Source organism: Azospirillum sp. TSH20, assembly GCF_003115935.1.
Lineage (GTDB): Bacteria > Pseudomonadota > Alphaproteobacteria > Azospirillales > Azospirillaceae > Azospirillum.
Window position 1 is genome coordinate 108554 of the sequence record NZ_LGQU01000001.1, and the last position, 15372, is coordinate 123925.

General features: G+C 64.7%; 9 protein-coding genes and 2 pseudogenes. 6 read left to right on the top strand and 5 right to left on the bottom strand.

What is annotated here, in order from left to right:
* Nucleotides 1–85 precede the first annotated feature (85 nt).
* The 6 genes and pseudogenes from TSH20_RS00560 to TSH20_RS00585 all read left to right on the top strand — a co-directional run.
* Nucleotides 86–469, top strand: a complete 384-nt coding sequence (locus TSH20_RS00560; RefSeq protein ID WP_247871338.1) for a DUF1801 domain-containing protein — start codon at nucleotides 86–88, stop codon at nucleotides 467–469.
* A gap of 334 nt (nucleotides 470–803) precedes the next feature.
* Nucleotides 804–983 (top strand): hypothetical protein, encoded by a 180-nt coding sequence (locus TSH20_RS00565; protein ID WP_199231975.1) that lies wholly within the window; start codon nucleotides 804–806, stop codon nucleotides 981–983.
* A 63-nt stretch (nucleotides 984–1046) separates the two neighbouring features.
* Nucleotides 1047–1952, top strand: a pseudogene (locus TSH20_RS00570) (IS5 family transposase); the annotation flags it as partial.
* A gap of 612 nt (nucleotides 1953–2564) precedes the next feature.
* Nucleotides 2565–4832, top strand: a complete 2268-nt coding sequence (locus TSH20_RS00575) for a pre-peptidase C-terminal domain-containing protein (protein WP_158281928.1) — start codon at nucleotides 2565–2567, stop codon at nucleotides 4830–4832.
* 122 nt (nucleotides 4833–4954) lie between these two features.
* The gene (locus tag TSH20_RS00580) at nucleotides 4955–7465 is read left to right on the top strand and encodes an ELWxxDGT repeat protein (RefSeq protein ID WP_109072881.1); all 2511 of its coding nucleotides are present in this window, start codon (nucleotides 4955–4957) and stop codon (nucleotides 7463–7465) included.
* 213 nt (nucleotides 7466–7678) lie between these two features.
* Nucleotides 7679–7900, top strand: a pseudogene (locus TSH20_RS00585) (EAL domain-containing protein); the annotation flags it as partial.
* Here the strand turns inward: TSH20_RS00585 and TSH20_RS00590 are convergent.
* The 5 genes from TSH20_RS00590 to TSH20_RS00610 form a co-directional block, all read right to left on the bottom strand.
* Nucleotides 7878–8285: a type II toxin-antitoxin system VapC family toxin gene (locus TSH20_RS00590; protein ID WP_109072882.1), complete on the bottom strand. Its 408-nt coding sequence runs from the start codon at nucleotides 8283–8285 to the stop codon at nucleotides 7878–7880. The pseudogene TSH20_RS00585 and the gene TSH20_RS00590 overlap by 23 nt on opposite strands.
* A gap of 6 nt (nucleotides 8286–8291) precedes the next feature.
* The gene (locus TSH20_RS00595) at nucleotides 8292–8528 is read right to left on the bottom strand and encodes an AbrB/MazE/SpoVT family DNA-binding domain-containing protein (RefSeq protein ID WP_109072883.1); all 237 of its coding nucleotides are present in this window, start codon (nucleotides 8526–8528) and stop codon (nucleotides 8292–8294) included.
* Between the two features lie 153 nt (nucleotides 8529–8681).
* The gene (locus TSH20_RS00600; RefSeq protein WP_109072884.1) at nucleotides 8682–9110 is read right to left on the bottom strand and encodes a type II toxin-antitoxin system death-on-curing family toxin; all 429 of its coding nucleotides are present in this window, start codon (nucleotides 9108–9110) and stop codon (nucleotides 8682–8684) included.
* Nucleotides 9111–9115: 5 nt separating this feature from the next.
* Entirely contained in the window at nucleotides 9116–9340 is a 225-nt protein-coding gene (locus tag TSH20_RS00605; RefSeq protein ID WP_109072885.1) for an AbrB/MazE/SpoVT family DNA-binding domain-containing protein, read from the bottom strand.
* A 111-nt stretch (nucleotides 9341–9451) separates the two neighbouring features.
* A complete protein-coding gene (locus TSH20_RS00610; protein WP_158281929.1) occupies nucleotides 9452–15346 on the bottom strand; it encodes a non-ribosomal peptide synthetase in 5895 nt (1964 codons plus the stop codon).
* Between the last annotated feature and the right edge of the window lie 26 nt (nucleotides 15347–15372).

Genomic DNA, 15372 nt, shown 5'->3' on the forward strand with positions numbered 1-15372 from the left:
GCGTCATCGGCTACTGTATGCTGGCGCGGCACCAGGACCGCACTTGGTGCAAACCACGTCCGCCTCAACCGTAAGGATGACCAAAATGTCAGAAGCCATCGACGCAAAGATCGCCAGCCTTCCCGATTGGCGTGGGGCACTCCTCACCCGCATCCGTCAGCTGATTAGGGACGCCGTCCCGGACGTCGTTGAGGATGTGAAGTGGCGCAAGCCGACTAACCCCCTCGGTGTGCCCACATGGTCGCATGCCGGCATCATCTGCACGGGTGAGACATACAAAGACAAGGTCAAGCTTACATTCCCCAAAGGAAGCATGCTCCAGGATAAGCACAGGCTCTTCAACGCTAGTTTCACGGGGGTAAGGCGTGCGGTCGATCTCATGGAAGGAGATGATTTTGATGAAAGAGCTTTACAAGATCTCATTCGGGAGGCTGCGACTATGAACTCGGCTGTCGCGCGCGCCCGTTGACGAAGATGTTCGCAGTGGATGTTTTTGAGGGTTCTGTCAGCCTTCGCGCCAACTTGTTTGACGGCGCGGGGCTGACGTAGAAGATCATCTCTCCGTTGGTGACCGATGCGCTGCCCACACTGCTCTTCAACCGCGACGACAGAGCGTTCGGATTGGACGGCCCACCGCTACCGCCGTTTCCGCTGCCGGGAGTCTGGGCGCGGTTTCAACGAGCGTACCAGCTCGATGCTGAACCTCTGCAGCTGCCCTCCAACGTCGTTTCCTAATCGTGCTGTGGCGGCTTTGATTCAAGCTGAGCCTGCGCGATCTCGCCTAAATCCTGCTCCTGCGTGGCTTGGTCTTCTCCCATGAGGCGGTGCGCGACTGGGAGACCCGGCTTCTTTCCACCCACGGCCCGATCCACACCCATTTTCAACTGCGCCGCCACCTCATCCCCACTTCCGAGTACCGCGCCGCCCGTACCCGCGCCTTCACCACATGGCGCGAGGCCACCGGCGCTGCCGAGGTCAGCTGACATGGGAGGCGAATGCAGGTCAGCTGACCGCAATTCCACTCCCCGCCAGCAACTTGACAACACCACCGGGCGGCCTACGATGCGGCGCGGCGCCGGCGGGGAGATCTGACGATCTGGGTGACGCCGGAGGCGATCGCCGCGCGGACGCCGCCCACCACGGGCCGAGGCGGCCGGCCAGCGCGTTACTCCGATATCGCCATTGAGACCTGGCTGGTGCTGCGGCTGGCGTTCGGTCGGCCGTGGCGCCAGTCCGAGGGTTTGCTGGGCTCGTTCATGCGCCTGCTTGGCCTGGACCTCCCGGTTCCCGATCATTCGACGTTTTCCCGGCGCAGCACCGGTCTGGCCGTCGCGCCGGTGCTGGCCAGGACGGACGGGCCGGTCACCGTGGTCATCGATTCCACCGGGCTGAAGGTGTTCGGCCGGGGCGAGTGGCACCTGGAAAAGCGCGGCGGCACAGCGCACCGATGCTGGCGCAACCTGCACCTGGCCGTCGATCCCGCCACCGGCGAGATCCTGGCCTCGGCGTCGACGTCCAACGAAGAGGGAGACGCCTCGCTGGTCGGCCCACTGCTCGACCAGATCAAGCGCCCGATCGGCGCGGTGCTGGCGGACGGCGCCTACGACGGCGAGCCCGTCTATCGCGCTGTCGCCGAGCGTGCGCCGGACGCCGAGGTGATCATCCCGCCGCGCGCGACCGCGGTGGTGAGCGACACCGCCGAGAGCGCCCCCACCCAGCGCGACCGCCACATCCAGACGATCAAGGAGCGTGGTCGGCTGGGCTGGCAGCGAGCCGTCCAAGACGGCAGGAGATCGTTGGTCGAGTTGGCGATGCTTCGGTACAAGGTGCCAATCGGACGCAGCCTGCGCGCCTGAACTCTGCCCGCACAAAATGCCGAAGCCAAGGTCGCCTGCGCCGTCATCAATCCCATGACCAAACTCGGCATGCCAACCACCGGGAAGGTCGCCTGATCTCCATCGTCTCTGGGCGAAATCCGTCTGCAGGCCGAGTTCTGCACCAAAGTGCCGGGAAAGGGGTTCCTGCGGCCGAATTCACCTCGCTGCAACAAGGCTCCGCCAAACCTCATGAATTTTCCCGGCTAAAGGAACGCCCGGTACGGATGCCTGACCCGGTTCAGCTTATCCTTGGCGTTGTTCAGCGAATACCTATCGCGCTCTCCTCCGACGGCACCGATTTGCTCGCAAAAATTCACTTCCAGCTCTCGAAGGAGACATGTCGTCTTACAAAAGGGCGGTATCTTGTCACACCTGTACAGGGAATGGCTTCGGACGCGACCCATATGTAGTATTCGTCAATACCAGAGAGAAAAATAGTACATGCACAACTTCAATACGCGAAACCTCCCTCCGATAACTCTCATCTCCCATTGCCTAGCCCCGCAATCCTCACCATGCGTGCTATAAGATTGTAAGGCAAATCATCTCTCAAACGACGTGAAGACCTGGGGGCCGCAGATTGCGGGACCGTTCAGATGGTGGACTCGTTGCCCGGCAGGTGCAGCATATCGTGGGATGCCAAGATTATGCTGGACAGTACAGAGTATCACAAGCGGAGAAGAAACAATGGCTGGAGCACAAGAGTGCGAGCTTTACGATAAGGCTTCCATTGACCGCTCCATTCAGTCGATCAAGGGCAACGGGCCCAATTCGCTGGAGAGCCTCGTTAATGCCGGCATTCTCAATGGGAACCTGTCCGATGCGGAAAGCCGCCAAGCACCTTCAGTGGCTTTGGCCACCGGTACCTTTGACGTTTTTGTCGAAGCCTCCTTGATGCCACAGATCGCGGGATCACTGGACGTCTACGCGGCGGACCTAGCTGCCGAGGGCTATGACGTCTCTATCCGGCCTTGGAACGGTTCCGCTATGGAACTACGTGACGAGTTGCATACGCAATGGGAGCAGTCCGGGCTGGAAGGCGCTTTGTTTGTCGGCAACATTCCCCATGTCGATTTCACCAGCGAGGACAATTGGGGTGGAGCGTCCCAATCAACCTATCCCCACGACTTGTACTTCATGGACCTCGACGGCACCTATATTTTGAACGAGCAGGGGCTGGACAGCCACACCGGCGATGTCGATTGCGAGATCTACGTGTCACGGCTGTCGGCGGATAACCTTCAGGGAATCATTGCCGGAAGCGAGGCAGACCTCATCAATTCGTACTTCCAGAAGGTCCACAACGTCCGCACGGGCGCTCTTCAGTATGAGGATCGTGCGATCTGGTTTGCCGATGACGACTGGTCTCCCTATGTCGGAGACCTGCAAAGCTTGGCATCGCTTTATAGTCAGGTCACAGACATCCGGAACCCCAGCGAGACAACGCTGCCCCGTTATATTCAGGCGCTCGGTGAGAATGCCGAAACTGTGATCGAGCAGATCCACAGCTGGTCAGCAGGCCATTCGGTGAGTGGTGTCGACGGCGGGATTTTGACAAGCCAAGAGGTTGCTCAAATCGATAAACGCTTTGGCTTCCTGAATATGTTTAATTGTTCCAGTGCCGACTATACGACGGCAGACAACCTGATCGGCGCCTACGTGTTTGGGCAGGGCAATGTCGTCAATGCCGTTGGCAGTACCAAGACCGGCGGCATGCTGAATTTTGCGGATTTCTATTCTCCCCAAAGCAGTCTTGCCAATATGGGGCAGGCATTCAAAGACTGGTTCAACGCGAACCTCGCGCCAACTGACGCCCCATCGGATGATTGGAAAGTCGACTGGTTCTACGGGATGACCATGCAGGGGGATCCTACTCTGCGCCCGGCCTTGATTCCGTCCCAGACAGTCGATGTCATGGAACCCAATGATACAATCCAGCAGGCGGGGGACTTTACTGCCGAACTCCGACAGGAAAGAAAACTCTCGTTGAAGGGTTTCCTTGGCGACAATGCTGGCGTGGAGAGCAGGCCCAATGAGGTTGACTTGGTGAAGTTCCGGCTTGCACCGGGACAGCAGGTCATGATCGATACGGATGCGGTCAATGCCGGAGTGTCCAATCTGGACACGATCCTGCGCATATTCGACGATCAAGGCAATCAACTCGCCTACAACGACGATTCAGATGGGCTGGACTCGCGAATTACATTTACTGCGCCGGAACAGGGAACCTACATCGTCGGCGTCAGTGGTTTCGCGAACTCCAACTACGATCCAAACATTGAGGGCAGCGGTTCTGCCGGCTTCGGTGTGGGGCGCTATGTCCTGAATGTCGAGGCCCTCAATCAGGGCCGAACGGATCGGGTATTTGGAACGGCGGGGGACGACGTCATCAATTTGTTCGACGGGTCCATTACGGTGCTCGGCGGTGCTGGGAACGACCTTGTCGACTCCTCCCAGTCGCCCGGCTCGAACCGGCTGTTCGGAGGAGTTGGCAACGATGAACTGCTGGCCGGATCGCATGACCAACTGTTTGGGGAGAGTGGAGCGGATGTTCTCAATGCCGTGGCTGGTGGCGGTAGAAACCGGCTGTACGGCGGTCCCGATGGCGACGTCCTACTTGCTGGTGAGTCGGATTTGCTTTTTGGCGGCGATGGTGCGGACGAGCTGTTCGCCGGGTCGGGCGGCAGCACCATGACGGGAGGAGCGGGCGACGACCTGTTTTGGGTGACGGCGGCCGCCTTGCCGGACAGTCCGAACACGCTGACTGACTTCACGCCCGGCTCTGACATTATCGGCTTCGGTGGTCTGGGGTTGAGCCCTGCTGACATTCTCCAGTCCTCGGTCGGGGAGGATCTTCTGCTCTCGGTGCGGCAGAGGGGCCAAGACGTTCCTGTCTTGACGATCAGCGGCTTCGGCCAACAGCGGTTGGGTAGCAGTGACCTCATTATCATCTGAGAGAGTCTGAAGGGTTTATCCGCAAGTCAAACAGTGCTCACCGGTCAAGGCACCACCCTTATTTGCTGCGCATTTCCATAAAAATAATATGCCACGCGTATCAGCAAGAGGAGGGTTGAAAGATGGCGTACTTCGGAGGAAACGATTCCAACAACTTTTTTCGCGGTACAGATGGCAATGACATCTTTTCGACCAAGGCAGGCAATGACACCGTCTTTGCGGCTTCGGGAAGCGATCTGATCTATGCACACGCCGGCAGAGATCTTCTGTACGGTGAGGGCGGCAATGATACGCTGGACGGTGGCGACGGTGCCGACACCATGGATGGGGGTTCGGGCGACGATGTGCTTTACGCCGGTGACGACGCCGCTCCCGACCGTCTGGCTGGCGCGCTCGGAAATGATACCTTCTGGGTGAACGGGCCGGAAGACACAGTCGTCGAATACGCCAATCAGGGCATCGACACTGTGCGGGCCAAATTCTCCTGGCAGCTCGGGCCGAACTTGGAGAATGCGACCTTGCAAGAGGTTGGGGCTTGGGCCAACGGAAGTGCAACGGGCAACGGGCTGAACAACCTTCTGGCCGGCAACAGCGGCAACAATAGATTGTATGGTCTGGCCGGCAATGACACCATCGACGGCTGGGGTGGCAACGACACAGTTTGGGCTGGCGACGGCAACGACCGGGTGGACGGCGGGACCGGAAACGACCTCATTTACGGCATGAACGGCCAGGGTTCGCTGTTCGGCGGCGTCGGGGATGACACAGTTCGAGGCGGGAACGGTGTTGATTTTGTTGTCGGCAGCTATGGCGACGATGTGCTCTACGGCGGGAACGGCGGCGACAATCTCTACTCCTTCTACATGGGGGAGGGAGGTGATCTGGGCCATGACGTCTTCATAGCCGGCCCGGGTGATGACACCATCCTTGACGGTACCCTCCGCAACCCTCCATTCAGTGATCAAGGCGACGTTTTCCTTTTCCAGAAGGGTGCGTCCGGCTTCGGGAATGACCGGCTGGAAATGTTCAATCAGCAAAACGACCAGCTCGTCTTCAGTGGCTACCGCAGCCAGGACCTGTCCGGTCCAGTGAGGCTCACCAGCCAGCCCTATATGACGCCTGGGCAGGAATATTGGCAGGCCGACTTTTCCTTCCGCGACGGTTCCGCCCTGCACGTCACAGGCGTATCCATCGGCGCGCCACAGATGTCTCTGGGCAGCCAATATGTCTTCGCCGGGGCGAATTGGGAGCGGAGAGCCGCCCGGAACGACTGGGCTGGCGTCTTCCGCGACAAGCCGTCGGGTGGGGGCGCCGCGCTGTTCGCAGGCACCGATGAGGCGCACGGCGGCGAACTTTGGAGCACGAATGGCGCCTCTGCGCATCTGATCAAGGATATCGCGCCGGGGATGGCCTCCTCCACACCTTCCAATCTGACAGCCGTGAATGGCACGGCCTACTTCACCGCCAACGATGGCGTGCATGGAGCGGAGTTGTGGAAGAGCAACGGAACGGCGGCCGGAACGACGCTCGTCAAGGACATCCAGCCTGACAATTCAATGTCGCCGCCCGGCCAACTGACCCGCGTTGGCGACACGCTCTACTTTGCGGCGGACGATGGCATTCACGGAAACGAGCTTTGGAGGAGTGATGGTACGGCGTCGGGCACCATGATGGTGTCAGACATATGGGCAGGTTCCTCGTCGTCCGCTCCCGGCACATTTGCTTCGGTTGGCAATACGCTTTATTTCGCGGCAAAGGACGGAACGCACGGGGCAGCGCTCTGGAAGAGCAACGGAACGACTGATGGAACGACCCTGGTTAAGGACTTCATACCGGGAAGCGTTGATTCGATGGCGCCCTATAATCAGGCACCGGACCATTTGACCGCTGTCGGCGATTTCCTTTTTCTGACCGCACGAGATGGCGTGGGCAATGACACGGATCTGTGGAGGACCGATGGCACTGTGGCTGGGACCGTTAAGCTGAAGGGTGGCATTACCGAAGAACCGCGTGTGGGCATTTCCATCGATTTGGAGCCCATGGGAAACCGGCTGTACTTCAACGCCGGATTCGAGCTGTGGACGTCCGATGGAACGACGGCTGGCACGCGGAGAGTGAAGGAGTTTACCTCCATGATGGGCGCCAACCCCACCGATCTGACTGCGGCCGGCAACACGCTGTTCTTCCAAGGGTACGATGGGGTGCACGGGATGGAGCTGTGGGCTTCAGACGGGACGGAGACGGGCATACGTCTGGTCGAGGAGCTACGTCCCGGCGAACTTGGCGCCCAGATTTCCAATCTCACTGCTGTCGGTGACCAAGTCTTCTTCACCGCAAATGACGGCACCCACGGCTATGATCTGTGGATGAGCGACGGTACCGCCAATGGAACCAGGATGGTCAAAGACGTCACTGACGATGACGCTTGGACTGCTCCCAGCGCCCTGGGCACGGTTGGTAAAACACTCTTCTTCAATGCTACGGACAGTCAGCAGAACCAAGTGGTATTCTCCTTCAACACTGACACCTCGGACTTGGTACGGATTGGCAGCGCCACACCCGTCCAACTGTCTTACGATCCTTATAACTCTCATAATCCAGTTAACATTGTCTCGCTTCTAACAGGCTGCTGAAAGACTACTAGAGATGAGCCTTAATTCTGGATCAAGTCGCCATGATGGATGCTGTTTTCAATTTCGAGGCTTCTATCCTTGGCCAATTCGGCAGTGTCGGAGCCGCAGATGAAATCATCTCATCGCTGTCCTCGAACTCGAAGGAGACGATCCTGACGCCGGTCTCGCCCTCCAGGCCGGCCCGAGGGGCACCGAACAACGGAGGATTTCGGCACCGGCTATTCCTCGCTGTCGCAGCTCAGCCGCTTGCCCTTCGACGTGCTGAAGATCGACAAGAGCTTCATCAGCGCGCTCGCCACCGATCCCAGGCAGGAATCGCTGCTGCGCGGCATCGTCGAACTGGCCCATCGCATCGGGCTGGAGGTCGTCGCCGAAGGCATCGAGACCGAGGCGCTGCTGTCGGCCGCCGGTTCTACTGCGCTTCCGGCGCCATGAGAACGACCGACGGGAAATACGAACGGTAGCGTTTGGCATCGCGGGTCAGCAGCGGCAGCCCGAGCACGGCGGCATGGGCGCCGATGAAGAAATCCGGCAGCACGCCCGAACGGGCGCCGCCCGCGGTGCGATAGCGGCGATACGCCTTGCCGGCCAGGAACAAGGCTTCGCGCGGGAGCTCTTCCATGGCGATCCCGGCCTCGTCGAGCAGATCGTCAAGGTCTTCGATCCGGTCAAAACCCACCGACAGTTCGGCATAGACCACGTCGTTGATGATCAGCGGTCCCTTGACGGCGGCATCGTCCAATTGCCGGATGGACCAGTCCGCCCAAACCGGATCGTTCGTCACGAGATCGAGCAGGACATTGGTGTCGACCAAGGTCATCGGCGGTCAGTCCTCGCCACGCGTCAACGCCATGATCTGGTCAGTGCTCAGGCCCGCGGTGGCGCGGCCCCGCAGGCGCTCGAACCGGCTCTTTGCCGGAAGCGTTCGGTCCGCCGGTCTCAGAATGACGCGCCCGTCCTCCGCGATCTCAAATTCCACGGCACTGCCGGGACCGAGACCCAGACGATCGCGGATGGGCTTGGGAATGGTGACTTGCCCTTTGGTGGTGAGCGTCGTGGCCATGGCCGCCTCGGTAATACCAGTGCGATGCTAAGTATTACTTAGCGCGTTCCAGGGCCTTCCGCAAGGGAACCGGGCTGGGCTGCCAATACATCCCGGACGTCGTGGAAGGGGCCGAGGCGCTGCTGTCGGCCGCCGCCTCGGATTGGCGGTGGTTTAAAAATCCGGCGTTCCGATGTCGTAGGCATGGTCGGCCACCCAGTTACGAAACGAATCCTCGGTCATCGTGCCGGCGGCAAGTGCAAGAATGATGTCGGCAGCCTCACGTTCTGAGGCATCCAGTTCGAACCCATTGAGACCGAGTACGAGGCCGAGAGTGATGAACGCGGCACGCTTGTTGCCGTCCACGAATGGATGATTGCGGCAGACGCTGGCGCAGACCGCGGCGGCGAGGTCGAAGATGGTCAACCGCCCGTCACCATAGGCCATGAGCTGGAACGGCCGTGCCAACGAGGCCTCCAGTGCTCCCAGATCGCGGATGCCGGGTGCTCCGCCATGCTCAGTCAGAAGCTCGCCATGCAGATCGAGCACCACCTGGAGCGGCGGGTTGACGTAAGGACGGCCCTGGATGGTGGGTTCGTCCATGGAGATTACTTGGACAGAATGTCCATGGTGCGGCGGTAGCGCGCGGCAAAGCGTCGGCCTACATCCATGGCATGGTTGTAGGTATCGTCAGCCTTGGCAATTTCGATCCGCCCGTCGCGCACTTCGACGGCCACCTCATCGCCACGGTCGAGGCCAGCCGCCGCCAGAACCTCCCGCGGCAGCGTGAGACCCGTTGAGTTGCCGATCCTGGTGAGCTTTGTGGTGTGCACGGACGCCTCCTCACAGTCAACGCATTATGTAATGACGCTTGTTATTACGTCAAGGCCCATGGGCTGCCATTTCGCAGGAAACGGCTTCCGCCCAACTGGCTACCTGCGCTGTCATCCCAGGCATGGAGCGTCATCCGAAAGAGCCAAAGCCTGCACCTCGCGGACCAACCCGTCGACCAATGCCGCCGAATCCTGGGGGCGGAACAGGGCGCCGGCATATTCCAGCCGCAGGACCAGCGTGTCACGTGGCACCACCACCAGGGTCAGCGGATAGCTCATCCGCCCGCGGTTGCCGACCTCGCGGAAGGACAGGGTTGCGCGTTCGCTTTGCCGCAGGGCGGCGTCAACCGGATAATTCTCGAAAATCATGATGCTGTCGAAGGGGGCGGAGGCCGGGTCGGTCCAGCATTGAAGGGCTGGCGGCGGCGCATGCTCGTGTTGGCAGGCGGCGATGTTGGCGGCCAGCAGCCCGCGCAGCCAGTCGTCTTCACGGTCATCTTCGTGGGTGCCGGCCTCGACCACCTCGTGGACCAGCGGCAGGACGCCCACCAGCAGGCCGGTCACCTGGTCGATCCCCGGCATCTCGGCGGACCGGCCGGACATGACGGCGCCGAAGCCGACCGTGTTCTGTCCGCACAGCCGGGCCAGAAGCCGCAGCCAACCGGCCTGGATCAGCGTGTTCAGCGTTACCTTCCGGGCGCTGGCGAAGCGCTGGAGCTGCTGCACAGCCGCCTCGTCGATGATGCGCTCCTCGGCCCCGTCCGGCCCGGGTTCATCCGGGGGCGGCAGGATGGCGGTCAGGCGGGTGGGAGCCGGCAGGGCGGCGAGACAGGACCGCCAATGGGCGTGCGCGGCGGCGCGATCCTGCGCCCGGCTGCGCGCCTGAGTCCAGGCGACCAGATCGCGGACACGCACTGCCGGCGGGGGCACCGGCTCCCCATCGTAAAGCCGCAGGATCTCGCCCAGCAGGCGCGACATGCTCCAGCCGTCGAGCAGCGCGTGGTGCCAGGTCCACAGGAAGCGGTGGGTGGAGGGGCCGGTGCGCGCCAGCGCGACCCGCATCAGGGGCGCCTCGGCGAAATCGAAGCCGCGGCCGTACTCGTCGTCGCTCAGGCGCTGCCAGGATGCGTCATGATCGGGTTCGCCGCGCCAGTCGAGCAGGGTGAAGGGCAGCTCCGCGGTCTTGCGCACGACCATGACCGGCTTGTCGACGCCGTCGCGCACCAGGGCGCCGCGCAGCACGTCGTGACGGGCGATCACCGTGCCCCACACCGCCGCCAGCCGATCGACGTCCAGCCCGTCGATGGCCGCCCAGACCTGGACGGTGTAGGCCTGGGACCGCGGGTTGGCGAGGCCGTGATGCAACATCGCCGACTGCATCGGGGTCAGCGGCAGGATGTCGGCGATGGCGGGGGCGGGCACCGGCAGGGCATCGATCTGCGCTTGGCTCAGCGGGACGAGCGGGAAATCGGACGGGGTCGCCTGACCCGCCTTGACGCCGGCGCAATGGGCAGTCAGCTCCGCCAATGTGGCCCGGACATCGTCCATCAGGCCGGCGATCATTCCGTCGGGGAAGAGGGCGCGGCTGGCACGGGCGTGCAGGACCAGTTCGCCGGCCATCACCTGCCCGTCGATGGAGATCATGGCGCCCAGCGGTGCATCGGGATCGGTACCGGCGCCGCACTCCTCGAGGGCCGGACGCCAGGGAGCGTCGTCCGCGGCATCGAACTGGCCCAGATAGTTGAAGGAGATGGCCGTCGGCATGCCGGACAGGGCGGCGCGGGCCTCCGGCGGTCCCAGATGGCGCAGCAGGTTGAAGCCGATGCCGCCATCGGGCACCGCGCGCAGCGCCTCCTTGACGTGGCGGATGGCGCTGTCGCACGAGGCGGGCGGTGCAAGACGGACGGGATAGACGCTGGTGAACCAGCCGACGGTCCGGCCGATGTCGATGTCCGGGAACAGTGCGTCGCGCCCGTGCCCTTCGACATGGACGGTCAGGGCGTCGCGTCCGAAGCGGCGGGTGGCCGCAAGGGCGACGGCGGTGAGAAGAAGGGTGTCGATGCGGGTGCGATAGGCGGCAGACGCATCGGTCAGCAGCCGGCGGGTCTCCTTGCGGTCGAGCCGCAGGCTGTGGGTGACGGCATGCCGCCGCGTGTTGAGCGAAAGCGGGCCGATGATCGGCAAGGCCGGCGTGTCAAGCGCGGCACGCCAGTGGTCCAATTGGTCGAGGAAGTCGGGCACCGCGTCGGCCAGCCGCCGCGTCCACAGGGCGAAGGGCGTGCCGGCGGCGGGCAGCCGGTCCAGCAGGCAGGGACCCTGCAGGGCCGCCGCCAGCTCCTCCAGCAGGATGCGCCAGGAAACGCCGTCCACCACCAGATGATGGGCGACCAGGAACAGCCTCTGCCGGCCGTCGGCCTTGCGGATCAGCAGCGCCCGCATCAGCGGCCCCCGCGCGAGGTCGAGGTCGCCCTGCAATTCGTCGCACAGCCGCGTGACGGCGGCATCGTCGTCGGCCGTCGCCTGCTCCAGCGGGATGGTGGCCGGCCCGTCGGCATGGGTCTGCGTCCAGCCGCCATCCTGCTCCTGGCTGAAGCGCAGGCGCAGGGCGGCATGCCGGCCGGCAACCATGGCGAGAGCCGCCGCCAGCCGGCCGGGGTCGACCGGCGTCGTCGCGGCGAGCAGGACCGACTGGTTCCAGCGGTTGCGGTTGGGGATCGGCTGGTCGAAGAACCAGGACTGGATCGGCGCCAGCGGCGAGGGGCCGGCGGGAGGCTCGGCGACAGCCACGGTCGGCGCCGCTTCCTCCGCCACCACGGCCAGGGCGGCGATGGTCTGGCGTTCCAGCAGCTGCTTGGGCGTGATGCGCAGGCCGGCGGCGCGGGCGCGGGCGACGATCTGCAGGGCGATGATGGAATCGCCGCCGATCTCGAAGAAATTGTCGGTGACGCCGACCCGTTCGGCGTTCAGCGCGTCCCGCCACAGCCGGGCCAGCAGTTCCTCGACCGCGGTTGACGGGGCGGCCTGCGCGTCCGATTCCCAGCGCGGCGCCGGCAGTGCGACGCGGTCGAGCTTGCCGGTCGGCGTGACCGGGATCGCGTCCAGCACCATCAGCCGCGCCGGCACCATATGGGCGGGCAGGCGCCCGGCCAGCGCCGCGGTCACCGCCGCCGGGTCGGGACGGTGGCCGGCGGCCGGCACCAGATAGCCGATGAGCCGGGTGACGCCGTCGGTTTCCTGGGCGATCACCACCGCCTCGCGCACGCCGGGTTCGGCGGCGAGATGGGCCTCGATCTCGCCCAGTTCGATGCGGAAGCCGCGCAGCTTGACCTGATGGTCGCGCCGGCCGAGGAACTCGACGGTTCCGTCCTCGCGCCAGCGGGCGAGGTCGCCGGTGCGGTAGAGGCGGGCGCCGGGACCGCCGAACGGGTCGGGGAGGAAGCGTTCGGCCGTCGCCGCCGGGCGGTCGAGATAGCCGCGGGCAAGCCCGCCGCCGCCGATCCACAGCTCGCCGGTGATGCCGATCGGCAGCGGGTTCAGGTCATCGTCGAGGATGTGGGCGCTGCGGTCGCCGACCGGCCGGCCGATCGGAACATAGGAGGACTCGGGAAGGCTGCTGCCGTCGCCCTTCCACACCAGCGGCGTCACCACCGTCTCGGTCGGGCCATAGCCGTTGATGGCATGGCGGGGCCGCAGGCTGCGGAACAGCCGCTCCAGCCCGGCGCGGGGCATCGCCTCCCCGCCGAAGGAATAGAGCTGGACCGGCGGTGGCTCGCCGCCCTGCTGCTCGGCCCAGGATACCAGTTGCTGCAGGTATTTGGGTGGGAAGCCGGCATGGGTCAGGCGATGGCGGCGGATGGCGTCATAGGTCTGCTCGGCGGTCCACAGGCTGTCGTCGCGCAGCAGGATGGCGCCGCCGGCCGTCAGGGCGGTCATCCAGCGCTCGTGCGCGCCGTCGAAGGTGAAGGACAGGAAATGCAGCTCCCGGCTGTCCGGTCCCATGTCGTAGACGGCGGCGGTGGCGACGCAATGCATGGCGAGCGGGCCGTGCTCCACCGCCACGCCTTTCGGCGTCCCGGTGGAGCCGGAGGTGTGGATGACATAGGCGAGGCTGCGCGGGTGGATCGCCACGCCGGGGGCGTGATCGGGTTCCCCGGCGGCGTCCTGCGGGGAGATCGTCGTCACGCCGTCCGACGGGGTGGCGGCGATCAGCAGCGACAGGCCGGCGGCGTCGCGGATGGCGCGCTGTCGCTCGGCCGGGTGGCTGGGGTCGAGCGGCACGAAGGCGCCGCCGGACTTCAGCACCGCCAGAAAGGCGACGATCAGTTCGGGCGAGCGGGGCAGGCAGACGCCGATGCGCCGCTCCGGCCCGGCGCCCAGCGCGATCAGCCGGTGGGCGAGGCGGTTGGCGCGTCGGTCCAACTCGCCCCGGCTCAGCACGCCGTCGCCGAACAGGACGGCGGGGGCGTCCGGCCGTTCGGCGGCGAGGCGGGCGAGCAGGATCGGCACTGGATCTGGCGCCGCTCCGGTCCAGCCGGGGTCGCGCGACCAGCCGGCAATCGCGCGGATCTCCTCCTCGCTGCGCGGGTCGAAGGCGCGCAGCGGACGATCGGGATCGGCGGCGACCTGGACCAGCAGGCGCTGCCAGCGCCGCAGGATGCGCGCCGCCGGACCGGTCGCGCCGCGATGGGCAAGGCGGACGAGGATCGACCCGTCGGGCCGCCCGCTGCCCGCGAGGGCGATGTCGAATTTGGCGGTACGGACCGGCAGCTCCAGCGGCTCCACCTCCAACCCATCGAGTCCGTCGAAGGTCGTTGGATCCGGGCGGTGGTCGAACATGACCTGAACCGCCGGGCTTGCGCCATGCTCCGGCCGGCCGGCTTCAAGGATGGCGTCGAGTGGAAGATCCTGGTTGTCCTGAGCCTCGCCTACCAGCCGGGCGATGTCGCGCAGCCAGTGCCGGAAAGGCTGCGACGGCGTGACGCGCAGGCGCAGCGGCAGGGTGTTGACGAAGCAGCCGATCGGCCGCTCCGCCTCCGGTTGCCGGCGGCCGGCGACCGGGATGCCGACGATCAGATCGTCCTGTCCGCTCATCCGGCCCAACAGCAGGGCATAGGTGGCCAGCAGCACCACGAAGGGCGTGCAGCCTTCGCTGGTGGCCAGCCCCTTCAGCCGGCCGGATAGCTCTGGGGAAAGGATGGCGGTCTGCTCGCCGCCTTCGTCGCTGCCACTCTCGCTGCCGGGCAGGTTCAGGCGGGCCGGCGCGCCGGACAGGGCATCGCGCCAGAAGGCGGACTGGCGGTCCGCCTCGCCGGCGTCGAGCCACGCGGCCTGCCAAGCGGCGATGTCGGCATACTGGACCGGCAGGCCGGGAAGGTCGGGAAGGCGGCTTTGGCGGGCCGCGCGATAGGCCGCCGCCACGTCGGCCATCAGCAGCCCGATGCTGGCGCCGTCGGCGGCGATATGATGCAGCGTGACCACCAGCCAATGGTCGTCGGGCGCGATCCGCAGCAGGTCGGCGCGCCAGGGTTCCGCCCGCTCCAGGTCGAAGGGGGCGGCGGCAAGCTGTTCGGCGAGGCCTTGCGCATCGGCCGGACGGCCGGACAGCTCGTGCCGGCCGAGACGGAACGGCCGGGGCGGCAGCGTGACCGTCCGCAGCCGGCCGTCGCCGTCGTCCCGGTAGACGGTGCGCAGGATGTCGTGCCGCTCGGCGACGGCGTTCAGCGCGGCTTCCAGCGCCGCCGCATCCAGCGCACCGCGCAGCCGGAACACCCCCGGCATGTGGTAAGCGGCCGATGCCGGATAGAGCCGGTGCAAGGTCCACAGCCGGCGCTGCGCGGGGGAGGCCGGCGCAGATGCCGACGGATCGTCGCGACGGGGCACCGGCAGCCGGGAAAAGGCGATGCCGCGTGCCCGCAGCGCGTCAAGGAAGGCGCGCCGCCGTTCCGTCGGCAGGCGGGCGAAGCCCAGCGCGATGTCGTGCAGGGTAGGGGCGAGCGTGTCGGCCATGAACCGGAACCGTCCGTGTCGTGAAA

Excerpts from the sequence above, each read along its gene's own strand:
- TSH20_RS00610 (WP_158281929.1), bottom strand. The coding sequence starts at position 15,346 with ATGGCCGACACGCTCGCCCCTACCCTGCACGACATCGCGCTGGGCTTC.
- TSH20_RS00590 (WP_109072882.1), bottom strand. The coding sequence starts at position 8,285 with ATGACCTTGGTCGACACCAATGTCCTGCTCGATCTCGTGACGAACGAT.
- TSH20_RS00580 (WP_109072881.1), top strand. The coding sequence starts at position 4,955 with ATGGCGTACTTCGGAGGAAACGATTCCAACAACTTTTTTCGCGGTACA.
- TSH20_RS00560 (WP_247871338.1), top strand. The coding sequence starts at position 86 with ATGTCAGAAGCCATCGACGCAAAGATCGCCAGCCTTCCCGATTGGCGT.
- TSH20_RS00600 (WP_109072884.1), bottom strand. The coding sequence starts at position 9,110 with ATGGACGAACCCACCATCCAGGGCCGTCCTTACGTCAACCCGCCGCTC.
- TSH20_RS00595 (WP_109072883.1), bottom strand. The coding sequence starts at position 8,528 with ATGGCCACGACGCTCACCACCAAAGGGCAAGTCACCATTCCCAAGCCC.
- TSH20_RS00575 (WP_158281928.1), top strand. The coding sequence starts at position 2,565 with ATGGCTGGAGCACAAGAGTGCGAGCTTTACGATAAGGCTTCCATTGAC.